Here is a 21,894-nt window from a genome sequence, read left to right as displayed (position 1 = left end):
ATCCTTTGGTGCGAAGTTTAAATGTCATCTTCCTCCTAGTCTGTGTGATGTGCACCACTCGCCTAAGGAGACCTTGAATATGTCGGCACCACTGAATTTCTCGATCAGTTCTGACCAGCAGGCCCTGGTCGACATGGCGCGGCGGTTCGGCGAGCAGCGGCTGGCCCCGTTCTACAAGCAGCGCGAGAAGGAAGGCGCGTTCGACAGCGAAACCCTGCTGGAGATGGGACGCCTCGGGCTCTTCGGCATTGAGCTGGCCGAGGAATACGGCGGACTCGGCCTGGACTGCGTCACCTCCGGACTAGTGCTGGAAGCACTGTGCCGGTCGGACTACAACATCGGCCAGCTCATGGTGACCATGTCCTTGACCGGAGTCATACTCTCTGGACATGGACATCCCGATGTCGTTAAGCCGTGGCTAACCGGCATGGCCGCCGGAAAACTCATTCCTGCAATTGCACTCACCGAACCAAGCGGGGGCTCAGACGCCGCAAACCTCTCGCTGAAGGCACATCGTGAGGGTGACCATTACATTCTCGACGGGGAAAAAACGTCCACGAGCTTCGCGACTCAGGCGGACTTCGCGGTGGTCTGGGCACGGACTGGCGGCGCCGGACCGAAGGGGATCAGCGCATTCCTCGTCCCCGTCGATCAGCCCGGTATCACCACCAGCGCGTTCGACGACCTCGGTGGCCGCGCGGCCGGGCGAGGCGCCATGCACTTCGACCGCGTCAGTGTGCCAGCCTCGCACCTCATCGGTGACGAGAACCAAGGATTCATCCAGGTCATGCAGGGGTTCGACTACAGCAGGGCACTCATCGGCCTGCAGTGCCTCGCTGTGGCGCGGCAATCGCTGGACGAGACCTGGCTTTCGGCTGCCGGCCGGCAGAGCATGGGCAAGCCCCTGACAGCCCACCAGGGCGTCTCCTTTCCGTTGGCCGAAGCCGAGACACACGTCGAGGCAGCCCGCCTGCTTTGCTTGAAGACCCTCTGGCTCAATGACCAGGGGCTCCCGCACACGACAGAAGCCGCGATGTGCAAGTGGTGGGCCCCCAAGCTCGCCTTCGAAACAGTACAGACCTGCCTGTTGATCAACGGGCATGGGGCATACACGGAGGAAATGCCGTACGAGCAACGTCTGCGTGACGTCCTCGGATTACAAATCGGTGATGGAACCGCGCAGATCATGAAGCTCGTCATCGCACGCCAGAAAGCCGGCCGCAAGGCCGTCTAGGCCCAATACCCCTATGAGGAGAAAAGCATGAGCAAGGTCATCTACGAAAAGCGCGATGGAATCGCCTACATCACCCTGAACCGACCGGAGGTCCACAATGCGATCGACACGGAAACCGACGATCTACTGTTCGAGGCGTGGACGGACTTCGGAAGCGATCCCGAGATGCGGGTCGCCATTCTCACCGGCTCCGGAGACAGGTCCTTCTGCGCCGGAGCCGATCTCAAGTCGCACGTCGACCCCTGGCTGGAGGCGGGCCCCGAACTGGGACGAAGCCTGCTGGACCGCGGCTTCGCAGGCGGGATCACCCGCGGTCTGCATCACATCCGAAAGCCGATCATTGCCGCACTCAACGGTTGGGTTATCGGCGGCGGCATCGAGCTTGCTCTTGCTTGCGACATCCGCGTCGCCTCCGACAACGCGAACTTCGGGTTCTTCCACATGCGCCGTGGCATGCACTTCGCCGACGGTGGCATTGTCCGCCTCGTCAACACCTGCGGTGTAGGCATCGCTATGGAGCTCGAGTTGATGGGTGAGCCCATCGACGCGGAGCGAGCCAGGGAGGTCCACCTCGTCAACCGGGTCGTTCCGCAGTCGGAACTGATGTCCACGGCCGAGCACATCGCCTCAAAGATTCTGCGAAATCCACGGGTGGCCGTTGAGTCCGCCAAGGAGACGATCCTGGAAGTCGTTGGCCGGCCCTTGGACGACCAGCTCCGTCTGGAGTGCCTCTACGGCTATTCGACGATGGGCAACCCGGAGATCAACGATCGGAAACAACAGTTCCTCGACCGGCGCGACGAAGACCGGGCCACCACCCGAACATCCGCAAGCTGATAGCAGCCCCAAGCCTCCAACGAAGGAATCACTCATGAATTACCAGTCCATTTACGGGCCCGGACTCTTTGACGGCAAGGTCTTCGTCGTCACGGGAGGCGGCAGCGGAATCGGCAGATGCACCGCCCACGAGCTGGCATCTTTGGGCGCCCATGTGGCCATCGTCGGCAGAAATCAGGAAAAGCTAGATAGGGTGCGCGTCGAAATCGAGACGGACGGCGGCTCGGTCTCCACCCACGTTTCCGACATCCGCGACGAGCAGACAGTCGTCGCCACCATTGCCACAGTGTTGGCCGACCACGGCAGAATTGACGGACTGGTCAACAACGCAGGGGGCCAGTATCGCGCGCCCATCAAGGACATCGCCACCAAGGGGTTCGAAGCCGTCGTCCGCAGCAACCTCACCGGCGGATTCATCGTGATGCGAGAGGTCTACAACCAATGGATGGCGGACAACGGCGGCTCCATCGTCAACATGATCGCCGATATTTGGCACGGCTGGCCCAATTTCTCTCACTCGGCGGCCGCCCGCGGCGGAATGCTCACCCTCAGTGAATCGGCAGCCACCGAATTCGCCGAGTCCGGGGTCCGGGTCAACACGGTCGCTCCCGGTTCAATCGCCTCCAGCGGGCTGGACACCTACGACGCCAAAGACACCGAGTTCATCCAAAAGGGAGTATCCCCCCACATTCCGCTACAGCGCTTTGGAACCGAATCGGAGGTCTCTGCGGCCATTGTCTTCCTGTTGTCTCCCGGCGCCAGCTTCATCACCGGGTCCTGCATCCGAATAGACGGCGGCGCCCCCAATGCGCGCCGCGGCTGGTGGGACCTGCAGCCCTCGAAGAACAATGAGCCCTTCAACGGCTTCCACCGTGCCACAGAGCCGGCCATCCTCTCCGCAGCAGGCAACAAGGAGACGAGATGACCAGCAAGCCCATCGAAAAATGTGGAGTCGTGGTCCTGGGGGGAACCGCCGGCGTCGGGCTCGAGACCGCCACACAGTTCGCCTCCCAGGGAGCCCGCGTGGTGGTCCTCGGACGCAACCACGAGAGAGGCTCCGCTGCCATCGCTTCGATACGCGAGCGCACGGGTTCGGACGTGCACTTTGTGAAGGTGGACGCGTCTGATCCAACGGACGCGGTCCGAGCCGAGGAGGAATGCCGCAGACATCTGGGGGCGATAGACGTCTTGGTGTCCACCACTGGTCCCAGCGAGCCTCCTCGGCTCATGCACAAGATCCCCATCGAGAACATCCAGCCCCGCATTGAGGAAATCATCCTGCCTCCGCTCCACATGATGCACGCCGTGCTGCCGGGGATGCGGAACCAACGCAGCGGAGCGATCGTGAACGTCGCCTCGGACGCCGCGAAGGTCGCCACCCCCGGCGAAACGGCGATCGGGGCCGCCATGGCGGCCATCGTCATGTTCTCCAAGGCCGCGGCCTTGGAGGTCAAGCGTGAGGGTGTGCGCATCAATCTGCTCACCCCCTCACTCATCTCCGGCACCCCCGGCGCCGCACTCATCCACGGCGAATCGTTCAGCGCCCGGATGTTCGAGAAGGCGGCAGCTATGGCCCATCTCGGTGTCGCCGATTCCGCAGACCTCGCGTCGATGGCGGTCTATCTTTCGAGCCCGGCGGCCGGACGAATCACCGGCCAGGCGATCAGCATCAACGGCGGAATTTCCGTTGCGTGAATCACTCAACGAACGAAGGGGACAAGCGCCATGTGCTTTGAAACTCTCGATGTGACGGTCGAGGACGGCCTCGCTTCCTTCCTGTTGGACCACCCCGATGACGGTAATCCCATGGGCGAGACCTTTTGCCGCGAGTTCGGTCAAGCGGCAAATGAACTCGCGAGACGAGGTGATGTCCGCGCCATACTGCTCCACGCGAGAGGACGCTTCTTCAGCGTCGGCGGCGACGTCGGGCTCTTCTCACGAGACCTCGACGCTGCTCCGGCGGAGGTGCTCAACGGAACCTATGACCTCCATATGGGGCTGACAAGGTTGCTGCGCATGGATGCACCCCTGATTGGCTGTGTCCAAGGACCCGCAGCCGGCGGCGCCGTCTCACTGATCTCGCATTGCGACCTCGTCTACGCTTCACGATCTGCCCGGTTCACCGCCGCTTACGCCCAGCTCGGCTTTACCGGCGACCTCGGCGCGACGTTCGGTCTGGCGTCCCGCATGGGCCTCGCGCGGGCCAGGCGATTCCTGTTGCTGAACGAATCGCTCGACGCCAACGAGGCCCTGCAGGCGGGGCTGGTCGACCATGTCGTCGAGGACGACAAGGTGCTGGTCGAGGCGACCGCGACAGCAGAGGTCCTGCGGAACGGACCCACCCGGGCTTACGGCGACGTCCGGCGTCTCGTCTCCCGAGCACTGGCCACACCGCTGGAGTCCCAGCTTGAAGACGAAGCACAGTCCCTTGCACGTGCCGCCGGCACCGCAGACGCCCGTGAAGGAATCACTGCCTTCACCGAGCGGCGTCCCCCCGTCTTCCGGGGACGGTGAGCACAGCCGTCTCCCAGCCCGGCCAGCCCGTCACCCCATACCCAGGACACACCCGGCACCACCCCTCCTCCCAGAAAGCGAGCCCATCATGTGGCTTTACCGTGAAATCAGGACCCTTGGAGACTTCCCCCGCCACTACGCCCTCACGCTGCCCGACCGGCCGGCCGTCATCGATGCCAACGGACCGCTGTCGTGGGCGGAGCTTGACGTCCGCTCCAACGCGATGGCCAATGCCCTGATCGACCTGGGTGTCACCACGGATGACCGGATCGCTTTTCTGGGGAAGAATTCGTCGAAGTTCTTCGAAATCCTCTTCGGTGCCAACAAGGCCGCAGCCGCGCTTCTGCCCCTTAATTGGCGGCTCGCGGTTCGCGAGCTGGCAGGCGTCGTCGAGGACGCGATGCCGAAGGTGCTCATTGCGGACGCGGAATTCCTCGAGGTGGCGAAGGAGGTCATCAAGATCACGGGTCTCCCATGCCGGATCATCGGGTTCGATTCCTCTTCCACCGCCGGAGAACTCGACACCCTCAGGGAAGGAGCCGACCAGAACGATCCGGGCATCGACGTCAACCCGTGGAGCACCGCGATCCTCATGTACACTTCCGGCACCACGGGCAAACCGAAGGGCGTTCGGCTTTCGCACCAGGGCTATGTCTACCTGTGCCTGTGCGAGCACCTTGACCCCTCGTTCAGCTACACATCCGAGGACTCGATGCTCACCGTGATGCCGCTGTTCCATGCGATGGGTCTTGGTCTATCGCTCCAGGCTCTCTACAACGGTGCCGCAGTCGGCGTGTACTCGATGCCCGACGCGGGGGGCCTGATTGACATCATCGAACGGGACCGGCCCACCATTCTGCCGCTGATCCCCACCGTGATCCAGACGATGCTCGACCATCCCAAAGCCAGCCCGGAGGTCTTTTCCACCCTTCGTCTCGTCGTCTACGCCGGAGCACCGATGCCACCCCATCTGCTCAAGCGCGCCCTCGCAGCGATGGACTGCGACTTCATCCAGTTCTACGGCGCCACCGAGACAGGAAGAGGAGTGACCTTCCTGCGCCCCGAGCAGCACCGACAGGGAATCAAGCTCAATTCAATCGGCAGCCCATTGCCCCTCATCGAGATCAAAATCGTCGATCCGATGGGCGACGAGGTGCCCGACGGCGATGTGGGAGAGTTCCTCATTCGGTCCCCTTCACTCGCCACCGGTTACTTCAACCAACCCGAGATGACGTCGACCGCATTCCCTAACGGCTGGTATCGGTCCGGGGACGCCGGGTACCGCGACGCCGATGGCTTCTTCTACCTCGTTGACCGGGTCAAGGACATGATCATCACCGGCGGCGAAAACGTGTACTCCACGGAGGTCGAGCAGGCGATTCAACAGATCGCCGGAGTCCAGATGTGCGCGGTCTTCGGCGTTCCGGACGAGAAATGGGGCGAACGCGTGGTCGCGGTGGTCCTCGAACCCTCCACGTCCCTGACCGAGCAGGAGATCATCGCCAAGTGCCGCGAGCTCATCGCAGGTTACAAGGTGCCCAAGGAGATCCGGTTCGTCAAGAGCCTGCCGATGACCGGCAGCGGCAAAATCATGAAGGGCGAACTGCGCACGGCGTACCGTGTGGTTCAGGACGCCCCATGACGTTTCCGATTCTCAAGGGCGCACCCGAGTCGCTATTCGAGGTTGACGGGATCGCAAGGGGCCAGAACGCGATGGTGGCGCAGATGGCGACACGTCCATCGATGTGCGACCCCGAAGGCCTCCCCCGACCAGGCATCCTGGGGGTGCTTGCGGACAACGTCCTCGGCTACTCCGTCATCGGGGGAGCACCGACCGGAAGCTGGGCCGTGACAACGGAGATGTCCCTCGACATCGTCGGAGGCCTCCCACGGGACGGCGGGAATGTCCATGGCCGGGCCTCACTCCTCGACAGCGATCTCTCCGGCGGGTTCTCGGAGGGGACTTTCGTGGACGATTCGGGGCGGGTAATTGCCCGGGGGCGTCAACGGGGACGGTTCATTCCGGGGATACCGGAGCCACCCCTAGTCGTGACCGACGCCGAAAGGAACCTGGCCCCACCCGAGGACCTCCACACTCTGCTGGGTGTACACGGCGCCCGACAAGGCACTGCGGAGACAGTCATCACCCTGGAGGTTACCTCTGCGCTGACGAACCAGCTGGACAATCTGCATGGCGGTGTCTCGCTCTGCCTTGCCGAAATGGCGGGCGCCGCAGCCTTGCGGAATGGCGGGCCACCGCTCACGACCGCTTCCGTCCACGTGACCTACCTGCGCCCTGCGAAGCTTGGGTCGACCATCCGGATGACGGCCACGCCCGGGCACCGCGGTCGCACCCTCGGTCTCGCCCACGTCGTTCTCGCACTTGCTGACGGCAGGCCCTGCGTGATGGCCACCGTGGCCGGGCATGGGCAGTAAACCGGGCACGCGCAGTGTCCGGCGACACCGGGCGTTCCTGCTGGTCCAGTGCATCGGGCCCGCGGCTGGAGACCCGCGGGCCCGACGGCAGTGTTGGCCGCAGGTCCCGGTGGCCGGGTCGAGGTCCCACGGAAGAGGCAGCCTGCCCCTTATGATCATCGCCGTAAAACTGTACTATCGGTCAGACCCATCAAATTGGGCCTTTGGACCACACCCCTGGCCGTGGAGTATTTGCACCGAACGGAGAAGAATCGATTGCAGGAACCCGATCCGTCGCTGGTAGCCCGCGCGCGTGAGCTCCTCGAACTAGTCGAGGAACTCACGCATGTGGATTCCAGAACGGGCGGAAGGACGGACGACGCGCTAGGCACAAGCCTCGCAACGGCCGAAAAGCATATCGAGGGGCTCAGCACCTCACAGTCTCGCCAGCGGCCGGACTCCAGGAGCCAGGAGGCAGAGCTACCCACCTTCGCGGCCCGACTCTCAAGCGAAATAGCGGTCGTCCGCAATTCACTGGCCACCGCGCAACTGGCCCAGCAGCACGAAGCCATGCAGCGAGTGGACACGGCCCTCAAGCGGTTGCGGTCCGTCCAGTCGGTCGACGAGCTGGCCTCGATGATTCCCGGTGAGGTGGTGGGACTTGGCTACGCCCGCGCCCTCTTTTCCTGGGTCGAGAACATGCGCTGGATCGCCCACTCCGCCCATTCGCTCGCCGGTCCCGCCGAGGGCCGGGAACTGATCGAAGCCGGCCACCGCCGCCCGTTCCAGCACATCCGGCACCTCTTCGAGCACGAGGTGGTCATCACACGGGAAGCCATCCTCCGAGAGGACATCCGCGACAGCGACCAAGTCCACCCCGAGCTGATGAAGGTCACCCACTCGCGTTCCTACATCGCTGCCCCCCTCGTGAACCGAAGGGGGACCATGGGCTTCGTGCACCTGGACGCCGATGCCAACGGAGACCCTGTCACCGAGCTCGACCGCAAGATCACCTCCTTGTTCTGCGAAGGGGCCAGCTACGCACTCGAACGGGCGCAGGCGCTTGAGGACGTGGCTGCCCTGGAGGCCGGCATACGCAACAACGCGACCGCACTGGAGGGCTTGCTGCAAGGACTGGGCACTGCAGGGCCGGTGGCGCGGCCCGCAACCCTCCACCTGCCGCCGGGGCATGCCGTGTCGAGTTCGACGCCGGCCGACGACGCCGCAACGGCGCTCACCCGCCGCGAGGAACAGGTGCTCGAGCTCATCGCCCACGGATTGACCAACTCCCAAATCGGTGGACGCCTCTTCATCACCGAAGGCACCGCCAAGTCCCACGTGAAGAACGTCCTGCACAAGCTCGGCGCTTCCAACCGCACGGAAGCGGCCGCCCTGTATCGCGAGGGACACCCCGGGACCTAGGCACATCGGCCCTCGCCAGGGGGTGGAAAGACACCCCTTAAGGGAGATGTGAGCCACGTCACCTCGATCGTACGGTGGAACCACCCGATCAAGGAGGACCAATGACTGTCACCGATCAGCAGCAAGATATCGTTGCCGTTCCCGATTCAATCGCCCGGCAGATCGTACTGCCCGAAGGCCACCGCGACGACGATGCCGTCTTCGAGGCGTACCGCTGGATGCGGGAAAACGCCCCCCTGGCCCAAGTGAAGGTCGAGGGCTACGACCCGCTCTGGCTGGTGGTGAAACACGCCGACATCATGGAAATCGAGCGCCAGCCACACGTGTTCACCAGTGGCGGTGGGGACAAGCCGGGCTCCCACAACCCCGTGCTCGCCAACCAGGCCGGCGACGAATTCACCAAGTCCATGAACGGCGACAGCCTGCGCGTCCTGGAGACGTTGACCTACCTGGACCCGCCGGAGCACAGCATGGTCAAGGACATCGCCTCGGAGTGGTTCCGGCCGACCGAACTCAAGAAATGGGAGGACCGGATCCGTACCCTGGCCCGCGAGGCCGTCGAAACCCGGCTGTCCCAGGGGGCCAACGAACTGGACTTCTCACGGGACTTTGCCCTGTACTACCCCCTGCACGTGATCATGACCCTGTTCGGTGTTCCCGCAGAAGACGAACCCCGGATGATGCAGCTGACCCAGGAATTCTTCGGGACCGCGGATCCGGACGCACACCGTGGCGACGTCGAGGAGCTCTCGCCGACCGCTGCGGCCGAGCAGTGGGCTGCCACCATCCAGGACTTCTATGCCTACTTCGACGAGCTGGTCGAATCGCGGCGGGCCAAACCACAGGATGACCTCGCCAGCCTCATTGCCAACGCCCGCATGGAGGACGGTGAGTACTTCGCCCGCAATGTGGCCTACGGCTGGTTCATTGCGATCGCCACGGCCGGCCACGATACGACGTCCAGCACGCTGTCCAGCTGTCTCGAGGCCCTCGCCCAGCATCCGGACCAGCTCGCGGCAGTGCAGGCGGACCTTTCCCGGGTCCCCGACCTGGTCAACGAGTCGCTGCGGTGGGCCTCCCCCGTCAAGCAGTTCACGCGCCAGGCGCTTCAGGACTACGAGCTCAACGGCCAGCAGATCAAGGCCGGGGACCGCATGATGCTGCTCTACCAGTCGGCCAACCGTGACGCAGATGTTTTCGAGGACCCCTACGAGTTCCGGTTCGACCGCAAACCCAACAAGCACATCGCCTTCGGCTACGGCCCGCACATGTGCATCGGCCAACACCTGGCCAAGCTCGAACTGCGCGTCATGCTCGAGGAGCTCCTCCCCCGGATCGAGAGCCTGGAGCTGACCGGCGAGCGCAAGGTCATCCAGACGAACTTCGTCGGAGGTATCAAGAACCGCCCGATGAAGCTGGTGCTGAAATGACCACCCGTCGCGTGGTGGTGGTCGGCGCGGGTCACGCGGGAGGCACCTTCGTGGCCATGCTCCGCCAACAGGGGTACGACGGCGGCATCGATCTCGTCGGCTCCGAGCCGCACCTTCCCTACCACCGGCCCCCGCTCTCCAAGTCCGTCGATGGCGACGGAAAACATGACGAGTTGAGGGGCGCGGACTTCTACCACGACAACGCCGTCTCGTTGCATCTGAGCCGGACCGTGCGGGAGATCGACCCCGTCCGGCAGGCGGTGCACCTGGACACCGGGGACCAGCTGGACTACGACGTCCTGGTCCTGGCCACCGGCGCGGCCCCCCGCATGGTGGACGTCCCGGGTGCAACGCTCGAAGGGGTCCACACCCTGAGGACGGTGGAGGACGCGGCCGGCCTGCGCGCATCCCTCGGGCGCGGCAAGCCCTTGGCCATCGTCGGCGGCGGATATGTAGGCCTCGAGGTGGCCGCTGCCGCACGTGCGCGGGACGTGGGGGTTACCGTCATAGAGCGCGAGGAACGCGTTCTGGCGAGGGTCGCGAGCCCCGGATTTTCCGACCTGATCGCGGCCACCCACCGGGCGGCCGGCACCACCATCCTGACCGGCGCGGAGCTGGGTTCCTTCTCCTGCGACATGGGCCGTGTCGGTGCCGTTGTCCTTGCCGACGGGACCCGGATACCCTGCGGCGCGGCGCTCGTCGGCGTCGGCGCTGTCCCCCGCGACGGCCTGGCCCGGCATGCCGGACTCACCTGCGAGGGCGGAATCGTCGTCGACGAGGACGGGCGAACGTCCGACCCGGCGATCTTCGCCCTCGGCGATGTCACATCCCGCCCGGTGCCCGGCGCTCCTACCGCCAACGGCCGCATGCGTTTGGAGAGCATTCCGGGGGCCGTAGACCAAGCCAAGCGGGCAGCCGCGGCCATCGTCGGCCAAACACCTGGCGGGGCGACGATCCCCTGGTTCTGGTCGGATCAGTTCGACCTGAAAATCAAGATCGCCGGAATCGTCGGCGGCGAATACGCGTCGGTGCTCCGCGGGGACCCGGAATCGCGCTCCTTCGCGCTGTTCCACCATCGGGACGGGGTCCTGGTCGCGGCCGAGACCGTCAATTCCCCGCGTGACTTCATGGCTGCCAAGGCCCTGCTGGCCTCGGGCGACCGCGTGGATCCACGGGTCCTTGCCGATCCGAGCCTCGATGTACGCGCCCAGGCCGTCGCCTAGGCCCATCCCACCCCCACACCAGTACCAGGAGAACCCATGCCGAACATCACCTATGTCCTGAACGACGGAACCGAGCGAGTCATCGACGTGCCCCTGGGCCGCACGGTCATGGAAGGCGCGGTCCGCAACAACCTCCCCGGCATCGTCGCCGAATGTGGCGGAAGCTGCTCCTGCGCCACCTGCCACGTCTTCCTGCAGCAGGGCGACTTCGAGGAGGCCGCCCCCGAGGAGAACGACCTCCTGGAATTCCTGGACGATGCCACGGAATGCTCACGGCTCTCCTGCCAGCTCGTCATCGCCCCGGAGACAGACGGTGCCCGCATCGTCGTCGCGGGCTCCAACGGCTAACCCTTTCCATCCACCCGCCCAGCACCCCATCAAAGGACATACCCCATGAACACCACGGCAGCGATCCTCGACCAGATCGGCGGCAATTTCGCCCTGGCGGAAGTCACCCTGGGAGATCCGGCCCCGGACGAGGTCTTGTTCGACGTCGTCGGAGTCGGCCTGTGCCACACCGACCTTGCGGTGCGCGAGGGCCACCTGCCCTTCCCCCTGCCCGGAATCGTCGGGCACGAGGGCAGCGGAATCGTGCGGGCCGTGGGGTCGGACGTGACGGCTGTCGCCGTCGGAGACCGCATCTGCGCCAGCTTCAACAGTTGCGGTTCCTGCACCGAATGCACTGCCGGAACTCCGTCGTACTGCCAGGAATTCATGCAGCGGAACTTCTCCGGCGCACGCCCCGACGGCACCAGTCCCCTCCAGAACGACGACGGGGCTCTGGGTGGCAACTTCTTCGGACAATCTACCTTCGCCACGGCGGCGATCGCCCGTGAACGCAACGTCGTGCGCGTTCCCGAAGACATGCCACTGGACATCGTCGGCCCCTTGGGATGTGGCATCCAGACCGGGGCGGGGGCCATCATGAACGCGCTGGCCTGCGAACCAGGTTCGTCGCTGCTGGTGACCGGAGGAGGCAGCGTCGGGCTCGCCGCCGTCCTCGGTGCCGTCGTCCAGGGGGTGGGCACCATCATCGTCCTCGAGCCGGTGGCCGCGCGGCGCGAACTGGCACTGGAGCTCGGGGCCACCCATGCGCTCGACCCGGCGGACGGGCCGCTCCAGGAGCAGGTCCGGGGAATTCTTCCCGAAGGCGTCAACTACGCGCTGGATACGACGGCACACCTGGGCGTCTTGGCGGGTGTGGTCTCGGCTCTCAGCCAGCGCGGGCATCTCGGCATGGTGGGCGTTCCCAGCGATCCCGAAGCCACATTCTCCTTCAGCCTGCTGGAAGCCCAGGCACGCGGGCTCTCCTTCACCAGCATCGTCGAGGGGAACAGCAACCCGGCCTCCTTCATCCCGGAGCTGTTCGCGCTGCACCATGCGGGCCGGTTCCCCTTCGAGAAGATGATCACCCGTTTCCCATTCGACCGCATCAACGAGGCCATCGCCGCGCAGGCCTCGGGAAGCGCGGTGAAAGTCGTCCTCGTCCACGAGTGACCGCCGATCCACCCACGAGCGCATCCATCCACCGAGCAACCACCCTAGGAGCAGCCATGACCATCGCCGATTCAACGACCAACACCGCCTTGGTGGACTACGAGAACCTCTATATCGACGGGCGGTGGTCGGCCCCGACCACCGCAGACCGCATCATCGTGAAGTCGCCCACGACGGAGGCAGTGATCGGAGGCGTCCCCGAGGCCCGCGAGGGCGACATCGACGCCGCAGTGGCCGCCGCCCGCCGGGCCTTCGACGAGCCCGGCGGATGGGCCCACTGGTCCCCCGACCGGCGACGCGAGGTCCTGGAGCGGTTCGCCGTCGAATTGGAGGGGCGCGGCGCTGACATGGCGCTCCGCGTGTCGTCGCAGAACGGCATGCCGATCTGGCTCGCGGAACAGTTCGAGGCCGGATTCCCGCCCGTGCTGCTGAGGTACTACTCCGAGCTGGCCGCCGCGGGACAAGAAGAGATCCGCCAAGGCATGCTGGGCAAGCAAGCCCTGGTGCTCCGCGAACCCATCGGCGTGGTTGCCGCGATCGTTCCCTGGAACGTACCGCAAGCCATCACCTTCCTGAAGCTCGCCCCGGCTCTGGCAGCGGGATGCACCATCGTGCTCAAGCCCGCCCCGGAAACCGTCCTCGACGCGTTTCTGATGGCCGAGGCGGCGCATGCAGCCGGTCTACCGGAGGGGGTCCTGAACGTTGTTCCCGCCGGTCGGGAGGTCGGCGCCTACCTGGTCGAGCACCCGGGGATCGACAAGGTCTCCTTCACCGGTTCCACGGCTGCCGGCCGTTCCATCGCCTCCACGTGCGGCCGCCTGCTGCGCCCGGTGACTCTGGAGCTGGGCGGCAAATCCGCAGCCATCGTCCTGGACGACGCGGACCTCGGCGCGAACCTGGAGTCCTTCTTCGCCTCCACCCTGCTCAACAACGGACAGATCTGCTGGCTGGGTACGCGGGTTCTGGCGCCGCGTTCACGATACGAGGAGGTCGTGGACATGGTGACCGATCTGGCCCGGTCGCTGACGATCGGCGATCCGCTGGATCCAGCCACGAAGTTGGGTCCGCTCGTGTCTGCCCGCCAGCGCGACCGCGTTGAGGGCTATATCGCCAAGGGACGGGCCGAGGGCGCACGACTGACCACCGGCGGCGGGCGACCGGAAGGGTTTGACCGTGGCTGGTTCGTCGAGCCGACGATCTTCGCGGACGTCGACCGCAAGGCCACGATCGCGCAGGAGGAGATCTTCGGTCCGGTGCTCTCGGTCATCGCCTACGAGGACGACCAGGACGCGGTGGATATCGCCAACGATTCCCAATACGGCCTGGGCGGTTCCGTGTGGACCTCAGATCCGCAGCGCGGCGCCGATTTCGCTCGGCGTGTGCGCACGGGGACCATCGGGGTCAACGCATATTCCAACGACCCGACTTCCCCCTTTGGGGGCGTCAAGTCCAGCGGCATGGGTCGGGAGTTGGGTCCGGAAGGCATGACCGCATTCCAGCAGCTCAAGACCATCTATCTGGACCAGCCGAACGACTGATCCCCGCCGAAAGGGCGGTGGCTTCCGGAGAAGCCACCGCCCTTTCGGCTGTGCTCAGCGGCCGCTGCCGGCACCGCCATTCCACGTGAACTCGGGCCGGCGCTTCTCGAGGAACGCACCGATGCCCTCCTCGGGATCGCCGCTCCCGGCCATGCGCTGCTGCCACCGGGCATTGACGCCCCCGAGGCCGGCGCTCCCGTCCGCGATCGTGTCCACGATGTCCTTCATCGCCTGGATGGACAGCTGCGAGCGGGTCGCCAGATGCCGTGCGAAGCGCTCCACTTCGCCGTCGAACTCGTCCGAGGCCACCACACGGGATACGAGTCCCAGGGATTTGGCTTCCGAAGCGTCGACGAAGTCCCCGGAGAAAAGCAGCTGCTTGGCCACCGCGGGGCCGGCGATACGGACCAGCCGTTCGATGCCGGACAGCGGGTAGACGATGCCGATCTTGGCTGGTGTGATCCCGAAGGTGGCCCGCGCGCTGGCGATGCGGATGTCGCAAGCCCCGGCGATCTGCCAGCCCCCACCCAGGCAGTATCCGTCCACGGCCGCAATCGTGGGCTTGTGGAATCGGGCGATGGCGTTTTCGCCCGCGCTGACGTGCCCGCCGTCGTGCCGCCCCGTCTCGGGATCGTGGAGGATGGCGCGCAGGTCGCCGATGTCCGCCCCGGCGGAGAAATCGGAACCTGCTCCCCTGACAACGACAACCCGCACACGGTCGTCTTCGGCAAGATCAGCCAGGACCGGCTCGAATTGGGCCCACATTGACCGGGTCAGGGCGTTCCGCCGGTCCGGATGGTCGATGACGATCGTCGCGACTGGCCCGCTCCGCTCGACACGGAGTTCGGCCGTTGCCGGCACCGGTGCCACGGAACTCATGTCAGGACCTCTTGCTGGTTTGCCGCCTCGCGGACGACGCCAGCATCGATGAGCCCGGCGATCTGGTCCCCCGTCAGATCCAGTTCCTCGAGCACCTGCCGGGTGTCCTCGCCCAGTGCCGGTGGCGCCTTCCGGACCGGGGTGGGTACGCCGTCGACGGACAGGGGCCCCCGCAGCAGTGGCAGCTCGGAGCCGTCGGAGCGGTTGATGGTTCGGACCATGTCCACGGCGTGGACCTGCGGGTCCGCGAACGCCTGGGCGTAGGTGTAGATGGGTCCGCAGGGGATCTTTGCTGCCCGGAATTTTGCCAACCATTCTTCTCCGGTGTGGGCCGCCAGCAACACCTCGAGGCGCACGCCCAACTGTTTCCGGTGGGCCGAGCGGGCCCGCCCGGTCACGTATTCCGGCTCCGCCGCCATTGACGGAGCCCCGAGCAAGTCGCACAGCTGGATCCATTGCTTGTCGTTGCCCACGGCGATGATCACCGTGATGTCGGCGGTCTTGAAGACGCCGTAGGGCGCGAGCACCGGGTGGTCATTGCCCTGGGGCTGCGGAACCTCGCCGTTGCTGAGGTAGCGCTGCCCCTGGAACGCCGACAAGGACAGTCCCGATTCGAGCAGCGACGTGGAGACGTCCCTGCCAATGCCGCTGCCGTGCCGTTCGAGGAGCGCGGACACGATCCCGAAGGCCGTGAACATCCCCGCGCTCATGTCCACGATGGGGACGCCAAAGCGGTAGGTGTTCTCGGCGTCCAGCCCCGTGACCGACATCAGGCCGGTCATCGCCTGCGCCACCTGGTCCAGCCCGGCAGTCTGGGCCAGCGGTCCGGTGCGTCCGAACCCGGAGATGGACGCGACCACCAGACCGGGGTTTGACGTGCGCAGTTCGTCCGGGTCGAGGCCCATGGCGCCCAGCACCCCGGGCCTGAAGTTCTCGACCAGGACATCGGCCTGCAGTGCGAGACGCCGCAGCAGGGACTTCCCCTCATCGGTATAGAAATCCACCGAGATGGAGGACTTGTTGCGGTTGGCGGAATCGAAGTAGAGGCTGTGCTCGTTCTCGAAGGGGGGCCAGGACCGGGAGGAATCGCCGCCGTTGGCCCCCTCCACCTTGATGACGTGGGCGCCCATGTCGGCGAGCATCGCCGTGGCGTACGGGCCGGCGAGTGCGCGGCTGAGGTCCAGGACCGTGATGCCGGACAGCAGTCCGGCCGAGGCACCGGTCGCGGGTGGGGTGTCGGGGGCCATTGTTCAGCCGCGCAGCTTCACGTTGATCTGCTTGGTCTGCGTGAAGCCGGCCAGCATGCCCTCAAGAGACACCTCGCGGCCGATGCCGCTTTGCTTGTAGCCGCCGTAAGACTGTCCGACCAGCTGTCCACCGCCCTGGTTGACCTGCACCCATCCGGCCTCCAGCCGGTGTGCGGTGTTCAGCGCGTTGTCGAGGTTGTGGCTCCACACGTAGGCGGCCAGGCCATAGTGCGAGTCGTTGGCCATGCGGATGACGTCGTCGGTGTCCTTCCATCGGATGGCCATGAGGACTGGACCGAAGATCTCCTCCTGGGATAGGCGGAAATCATTGCCGGCTCCGCCGAAAACGGTCGGCTGGTGGAAGAACCCCTCGGTCAGGCGGGCCTCCGTGGGAGTGGAACCGCCCAGCAGCACGTCGAGACGGGGGTCGTTGCGGCCCTCGTCCAGGTACTCGCCGATCTGGCGGTGCTGGCTTTCGTTGATGATGGCGCCCATATCCGTCGCCTCGTCCAGCGGATCACCGACCTTCAGCGATCCGAGTTTGGTGACCAGCCGATCCAAGACGTCGTCGTACACGTCCTCATGCAGGAACAGCCGGGAACCGGCGGTGCAACTCTGGCCCTGGCGGGTGAAGCGCGAGGCGGCCAGGAGTCCGTCGATCAGCTCGTCGTCGACGGCGTCGGGGAAGACGATCGAGGGGTTCTTGCCGCCCAGCTCGAGTGAAACGTGGGCAAGCCGCTCGCCGGCCTGGCGGGCGACGCCGCGCCCGACGTCCGTTGAACCGGTGAACGAGACCTTGTCGACGCCGGGGTGGCGGGAGAGCGCGTCACCGATGATGCTGCCACGTCCGGTCAGCGCATTCACGACGCCGGGCGGGAGGTGCCTGTTGCAGATCTGGGCGAGGAGCAGGATGGTCAGCGGTGCATCGTCGGCTGCCTTGAGGATGACGGTGTTCCCGGCGGCCAGGGCGGCCGGGACCTTGAACCCGGCAATCATCAGCGGGGAGTTCCACGGCAGGATGCAGGCTACGACGCCGAGCGGCTCAAGCCGGGTGTACTGCAGTTGTGCGTCGCCGGCGGGCAGGGTGGCACCCTTGACCTCACCCGCGATGCCGGCGAAGTAGCGGAACAGCGCGACCAGCGTGGTGACTTCCGGACGCGCCTGGGTGCGCAGCGCGTTGCCGGTGTCCAGAGCCGTGAGCCGGGCGAAGTCCTCGGCGCGCTCCTCGATCTCGTCCGCGATCTTCGCCAGCGCGCGGGCGCGCTCCGTGAAATGGCGCGCACGCCAGGGGTCGAAGGCACCGCGTGCCGCGGTAACCGCGCGCTCGACGTCCTCGATGCCAGCCGCGGGAACGCGCCCGATGACCGAACCGCGTTTGGCGGGATTCTTCACCTCGCGCCACTCACCGGTGGCGGCCTCCGTCGGCCGTCCACCGATCCACATCAGTTGCTCGAGGTCCTCGAAGATGGAATCGGTTCGGGGATCTGTGGCTACCTGGGTCATGGTTCCTCGTTTCGGGTGGTCCGCCCGAAACCGGGAGGACAGTGGGTGGTAAGTCGACGACCGGGACTAGCGGTGGGTGAATCGGGGCTTCCGCTTTTCGATGAATGCACCCATGCCCTCTTTCTGGTCCTCGGTGGCGAAGGAGGCGTGGTTCAGACGGCGCTCCAGCCGGATGCCCTCGGCGAGCGGCGATTCGAAGGCCGCGTTGACGGCTTCCTTGGCCATCAACGCCACTGGTTTGGACATGCCGGCGATGGTAGCGGCCACCGTGAGCGCCTCCTCCAAGAGGTCGGCGACGGGGACCACCCTGGCCACGAGGCCCGCGCGTTCTGCCTCCTCCGCCCCGATGGTCCGTCCGGTGAGGACCATGTCCATGGCCTTGGACTTGCCGACGGCCCGGGTCAGGCGCTGGGATCCGCCCATGCCCGGGATGACCCCCAGCTTGATCTCGGGCTGGCCGAATTTGGCGTTGTCCGCCGCGATGATGAGGTCGCAGAGCATCGCGAGTTCGCATCCGCCGCCCAGGGCGTGGCCGGCGACGGCGGCAATCATGGGCGTACGCACGCGCGCCAGCTCGTCCCACACCGAGAACCAGTCCGCCATGTACATGTCGGTGAAGGACCGCTCGGCCATCTCCTTGATGTCGGCCCCCGCCGCGAAGGCCCGGTCGGAACCGGTGATCAGGATGGAGCCTATGCCTTCGTCCCGGTCGAGGGCACGGGCGGCGTCAACGACCTCGTGGGCGAGCTGGTCGTTGAGCGCGTTCAGGGCCTCCGGCCGGTTCAGCGTGATGGTCCCGACGCGTTCCTGCCGCTTGACGAGGATGGTCTGGTAGTCGCTCATGCCGCGGCCGTGGTGGTCTTGGACGCCGACCGGATCTCGTTGATGATCGCCGAGAAGTCCTGGCCGCCGCCGTCGCCGGCAGCGAAACCGCGGTAGATCTCCTCAGCCGCGGAACCAAGCCGCGCCTCGACGCCGGTTGACTCCAGGGCCCGCGCCGCGAGGCCGAGGTCCTTGGCCATGAGCGCTCCGGCAAATCCCGGTTGGTAGTCGCGGTTCGCGGGGCTGGTCGGGACCGGCCCCGGGACGGGACAGTTGGTGGTCAGCGCCCAGCATTGACCGGACGCCGCGGAGGCCACGTCATACAACGCCTCGTTGGACAGGCCCAGCTTCTCACCTAGGACGAAGGCCTCACTGACCGCGATCATCGAGACGCCGAGGATCATGTTGTTGCAGACCTTTGCGGCCTGACCGGCTCCCGCACCACCACAGTGGACCACCCGCTGGCCGACCACATCCAAGACGGGACGGGCCTCTGCGAAATCAGCGTCGGAGCCGCCGACCATCATTGCGAGCGTCCCGGCTTCGGCGCCGACGGTTCCGCCCGAGACCGGGGCATCCAAACTGCGGTGCCCCGCCGCCGTCGTGATCTCGTGGACTGTGCGGGCGTCCTCCACGGCAATGGTGGAGCAGTCCATGAACAAGGTGCCCGGTGCCGCGGCACCCAGGAGGCCCTCGACCGGCTCACGCCCGTCGGCACCGTCGCCGCCTTGGTAGGCGCCGATCACGTGGCGTCCTGCGGGCAGCATGGTGATGACCAGCCCCGCGGTGCGGACGGCGTCGGCGGCCGTGGCGGCAATCTGCACGCCTGCGGCCCGGGCCTTTTCCAGCGCCTCTGGCACCAGGTCGAAGCCCGCGACCTGATGGCCGGCCTTGACGAGGTTGGCAGCCATCGGCCCGCCCATATTTCCCAAGCCGATGAAGGCGACGTCGATCGGCTGCGCGGAGCCGGTGGTCGCGCCGTTGGCTTCTGCGTTCGTGGTCTTGCTCATGGCTGGTACTCCTTGGTTGCGCTATGGTCCGGTGCTGAACCCGGAGAGGTGTTTGCTGGCTTGCTCGGTTTTACGGTGTCGCCGTGGCGGTCAACTGCCGCGAAAAGCGCGGCGACATCCTGCGCGGTGACGTCCTCGAGGGTGGCGGGGTTCCATTGCGGATTGCGGTCCTTGTCCACGAGCTGGGCGCGGATCCCCTCGCGCATGTCGTGCCCGCGGAGCAGGTGGTGCGCCAGGCGGGCATCCATCGCCAGGACGTCCTGCACGCTGGTCATGTCCCCGGCGCGGCGCAGCAGTTCCAGGGTGGCCTTGACCGATGTCGGCGACTTGGCCAGGATCTGCGTGGCGGCATCGGCAGCCGCCGGGTCCCCGTCCGCCTGCAGTGCCTCCACGATTCCTTCGGCGGTCCCGCCGGCATAACAGGACTGGATCCACCGCCGGTCCCCCATCAGTGGAGAGTCCGGTGGCGTGGTGGAGACGGCGTCGATGGCCGTCTGCGCGTCGGTGGTCTCCAACGCAGTGGCGAGAGCTGCCAAGTTCCCGGAGGGGACGAAACGATCGGCGAAGCCGAGTGCCACGGCATCGGCGCCGGTCACGTGGCCGGAGGTCAGGGCCATGTGCAGGCCGAATCCGGATGGCGCACGGGAGAGCAGCCAGGCGCCGCCGACGTCGGGAAAGAAGCCGATGCCGGTCTCGGGCATGCCCAGGCGTGTGCGTTCGGTGACGATGCGGTGTGAACCGTGTGCGGAGATCCCCACGCCACCGCCCAAGACAATGCCGTCCATGAAGGCGACATAGGGCTTGGGGAAGTCCGCGATCAGCGCATTCATGGCGTATTCGTCGGCGAAGAAGGCGTCGCCGACCTCCGGGCGTCCGTCCACGGCTGCTCGGTAGAGGGACACGACGTCGCCTCCGGCACACAGCCCCTTCGCCCCTGCGCCCGAAACGAGGACGGTCGCGACGTCGTCGTCATCCCGCCATCGTTCCAAGGTGGCCCTGACGATCTGCACCATCTGGTGGTTGAGTGAGTTCAGGGCCTGTGGGCGGTTGAGGATGAGGTGTCCGAGCTGGCCGGCGCGTCGGACGATGACCTCGGGTTCGCTGGCCTGGGTTGTTGCTGGTGTTCCCATGGTTGCCCTCAGCCCTCGACCAGCATCCGGCCGACGATCAGCCGCATGATCTCGTTGGACCCCTCGAGGATCTGGTGGACCCTCAGGTCGCGGACGATCTTCTCCACCCCGTATTCGTGGAGGTAGCCGTAGCCGCCGTGGAGTTGGAGGGCCTTATTGGCGGCCTCGAATCCGGAGTCGGTGGCCAGGAGCTTGGCCATGGCGCACAAGCGGACGGTGTCCGGGTCCTTCCGGTCCAGGGCATCAGCCGCCCGCATCAGCAAGGTGCGCGCCGCTTCGAGGTTCGTCGACATTTCGGCCAGATCGAAGACGAGGGCCTGCTTGGTCGTCAGGGGCGCACCGAAGGCGTGGCGTTCCTTGAGGTAGCCGGTCGCCTTGTCCAGGGCCGCCTGCCCTCCACCGAGGGAGCAGGCACCCATGTTGATGCGCCCACCGTTGAGCCCCTTCATGGCGATGCGGAACCCGTCGCCTTCGGCGCCGAGCCGATTGCCGACTGGCACGCGGGCATCCTCGAAGATCACCTGGCGGGTTGGTTGGGTGTTCCACCCCATCTTCTTCTCGTTCGGGCCGAATGACAGGCCGGGGGTGTCCTTGTGCACCACCAGCGTGGAGATGCCCTTGGAGCCCGTATCCGCCGTCCGGCACATCACCACGTAGTACTCGGATGAGCCGGCGCCGGAGATGAACTGCTTGACGCCGTTGAGGACGTATTCGTCACCATCCCGGACCGCCCTGGTACTGAGGGCGGCTGCGTCCGAGCCGGCGCCGGGTTCGGTGAGGCAATAGCTGCCCAGGTGCTCCATGCTGGCGAGCTTCGGGACCCATTGGGAGCGCTGGTCGTCCGTGCCGAAGGAGTCGATCATCCACACGACCATGTTGTGGATGGAGATGTAGGCGGCCAGCGCGGGATCGGCCTTCGCGAGCTCCTCGAAGATGAGGACGGCATCCTTGCGATCGAGGCCGGCACCACCGTAGTTCTCGTCCACGTAGATACCACCCAACCCGAGTTCACCCGCCTCGGCCAGGACATCGATGGGGAAGTGTTTCTCGGCGTCCCACTGGAGGGCGTTCGGGGCGATCCGTTCGGTGGAGAAGTCGCGAACGGCCTCCACGAGTGCCTGCTGGTCCTCGGTGATCTGGTACATGAATGCAGTCCTTCCTCCGGGCCTACCGGAATGTTGGCGCGTCGGCCG

20 protein-coding genes are annotated in these 21,894 nt (G+C 65.9%); 13 read left to right on the top strand and 7 right to left on the bottom strand.

Going from position 1 to position 21,894, the window contains the following annotated elements; genetic code table 11:
- Nucleotides 1-79: 79 nt before the first annotated feature.
- The 13 genes from ABD088_RS14590 to ABD088_RS14530 all read left to right on the top strand — a co-directional run bounded on the left by ABD088_RS14590 (nt 80) and on the right by ABD088_RS14530 (nt 14,110).
- Nucleotides 80-1,234, top strand: a complete 1,155-nt coding sequence (locus ABD088_RS14590; RefSeq protein WP_343902691.1) for an acyl-CoA dehydrogenase family protein — start codon at nt 80-82, stop codon at nt 1,232-1,234.
- 27 nt (nt 1,235-1,261) lie between these two features.
- On the top strand, nt 1,262-2,071 hold the full coding sequence (locus ABD088_RS14585; protein ID WP_343902690.1) for an enoyl-CoA hydratase/isomerase family protein: 810 nt from the start codon (nt 1,262-1,264) through the stop codon (nt 2,069-2,071).
- Between the two features lie 34 nt (nt 2,072-2,105).
- A complete protein-coding gene (locus tag ABD088_RS14580) occupies nt 2,106-2,996 on the top strand; it encodes an SDR family oxidoreductase (protein ID WP_343902689.1) in 891 nt (296 codons plus the stop codon).
- A complete protein-coding gene (locus ABD088_RS14575; RefSeq protein ID WP_343902688.1) occupies nt 2,993-3,766 on the top strand; it encodes an SDR family NAD(P)-dependent oxidoreductase in 774 nt (257 codons plus the stop codon). Before ABD088_RS14580 ends, ABD088_RS14575 begins: the two co-directional genes overlap by 4 nt.
- Nucleotides 3,767-3,796: 30 nt before the next feature.
- The gene (locus tag ABD088_RS14570; protein ID WP_343902687.1) at nt 3,797-4,585 is read left to right on the top strand and encodes an enoyl-CoA hydratase/isomerase family protein; all 789 of its coding nucleotides are present in this window, start codon (nt 3,797-3,799) and stop codon (nt 4,583-4,585) included.
- 88 nt (nt 4,586-4,673) lie between these two features.
- A complete protein-coding gene (locus ABD088_RS14565; protein ID WP_343902686.1) occupies nt 4,674-6,227 on the top strand; it encodes a class I adenylate-forming enzyme family protein in 1,554 nt (517 codons plus the stop codon).
- On the top strand, nt 6,224-7,021 hold the full coding sequence (locus tag ABD088_RS14560; RefSeq protein WP_343902685.1) for a PaaI family thioesterase: 798 nt from the start codon (nt 6,224-6,226) through the stop codon (nt 7,019-7,021). The genes ABD088_RS14565 and ABD088_RS14560 overlap by 4 nt, the downstream gene beginning before the upstream one ends.
- A 549-nt stretch (nt 7,022-7,570) precedes the next feature.
- Nucleotides 7,571-8,422 carry a response regulator transcription factor gene (locus tag ABD088_RS14555; RefSeq protein WP_343902684.1) on the top strand — a complete coding sequence of 284 codons (852 nt, stop codon included), beginning with the start codon at nt 7,571-7,573 and terminating at the stop codon, nt 8,420-8,422.
- 101 nt (nt 8,423-8,523) lie between these two features.
- Complete coding sequence (locus ABD088_RS14550; RefSeq protein WP_343902683.1) at nt 8,524-9,852, top strand: cytochrome P450; 1,329 nt, start codon at nt 8,524-8,526, stop codon at nt 9,850-9,852.
- On the top strand, nt 9,849-11,075 hold the full coding sequence (locus ABD088_RS14545) for an NAD(P)/FAD-dependent oxidoreductase (RefSeq protein WP_343902682.1): 1,227 nt from the start codon (nt 9,849-9,851) through the stop codon (nt 11,073-11,075). The genes ABD088_RS14550 and ABD088_RS14545 overlap by 4 nt, the downstream gene beginning before the upstream one ends.
- A 36-nt stretch (nt 11,076-11,111) precedes the next feature.
- Complete coding sequence (locus ABD088_RS14540) at nt 11,112-11,423, top strand: 2Fe-2S iron-sulfur cluster-binding protein (protein WP_343902681.1); 312 nt, start codon at nt 11,112-11,114, stop codon at nt 11,421-11,423.
- A 45-nt stretch (nt 11,424-11,468) separates the two neighbouring features.
- Nucleotides 11,469-12,572 (top strand): NAD(P)-dependent alcohol dehydrogenase, encoded by a 1,104-nt coding sequence (locus ABD088_RS14535; RefSeq protein ID WP_343902680.1) that lies wholly within the window; start codon nt 11,469-11,471, stop codon nt 12,570-12,572.
- A gap of 56 nt (nt 12,573-12,628) precedes the next feature.
- Nucleotides 12,629-14,110, top strand: coding sequence for an aldehyde dehydrogenase (locus tag ABD088_RS14530; protein ID WP_343902679.1), 1,482 nt, complete (start codon nt 12,629-12,631; stop codon nt 14,108-14,110).
- A gap of 54 nt (nt 14,111-14,164) precedes the next feature.
- Here ABD088_RS14530 and ABD088_RS14525 read toward each other — a convergent pair whose 3' ends face one another.
- The 7 genes from ABD088_RS14525 to ABD088_RS14495 form a co-directional block, all read right to left on the bottom strand.
- Nucleotides 14,165-14,989, bottom strand: coding sequence for an enoyl-CoA hydratase/isomerase family protein (locus ABD088_RS14525; protein ID WP_343902678.1), 825 nt, complete (start codon nt 14,987-14,989; stop codon nt 14,165-14,167).
- A complete protein-coding gene (locus tag ABD088_RS14520) occupies nt 14,986-16,236 on the bottom strand; it encodes a CaiB/BaiF CoA transferase family protein (RefSeq protein WP_343902677.1) in 1,251 nt (416 codons plus the stop codon). The genes ABD088_RS14525 and ABD088_RS14520 overlap by 4 nt, the downstream gene beginning before the upstream one ends.
- 3 nt (nt 16,237-16,239) lie before the next feature.
- Complete coding sequence (locus tag ABD088_RS14515; protein ID WP_343902676.1) at nt 16,240-17,739, bottom strand: aldehyde dehydrogenase family protein; 1,500 nt, start codon at nt 17,737-17,739, stop codon at nt 16,240-16,242.
- Nucleotides 17,740-17,805: 66 nt separating this feature from the next.
- Nucleotides 17,806-18,582 carry an enoyl-CoA hydratase gene (locus ABD088_RS14510; RefSeq protein WP_343902674.1) on the bottom strand — a complete coding sequence of 259 codons (777 nt, stop codon included), beginning with the start codon at nt 18,580-18,582 and terminating at the stop codon, nt 17,806-17,808.
- Complete coding sequence (gene mmsB / locus ABD088_RS14505; protein WP_343902673.1) at nt 18,579-19,571, bottom strand: 3-hydroxyisobutyrate dehydrogenase; 993 nt, start codon at nt 19,569-19,571, stop codon at nt 18,579-18,581. Before mmsB ends, ABD088_RS14510 begins: the two co-directional genes overlap by 4 nt.
- A complete protein-coding gene (locus ABD088_RS14500; protein WP_343902672.1) occupies nt 19,568-20,701 on the bottom strand; it encodes an enoyl-CoA hydratase/isomerase family protein in 1,134 nt (377 codons plus the stop codon). The genes mmsB and ABD088_RS14500 overlap by 4 nt, the downstream gene beginning before the upstream one ends.
- Nucleotides 20,702-20,709: 8 nt before the next feature.
- The gene (locus ABD088_RS14495) at nt 20,710-21,846 is read right to left on the bottom strand and encodes an acyl-CoA dehydrogenase family protein (protein ID WP_343902671.1); all 1,137 of its coding nucleotides are present in this window, start codon (nt 21,844-21,846) and stop codon (nt 20,710-20,712) included.
- Nucleotides 21,847-21,894 lie beyond the last annotated feature (48 nt).

The sequence above is a fragment of the Arthrobacter rhombi genome (genome assembly GCF_039526245.1).
Taxonomy (GTDB): domain Bacteria; phylum Actinomycetota; class Actinomycetes; order Actinomycetales; family Micrococcaceae; genus Arthrobacter_H; species Arthrobacter_H rhombi.
The sequence above is the reverse complement of the archived record's forward strand: the minus strand, read 5'-3'. Positions and strand labels throughout refer to the sequence as shown.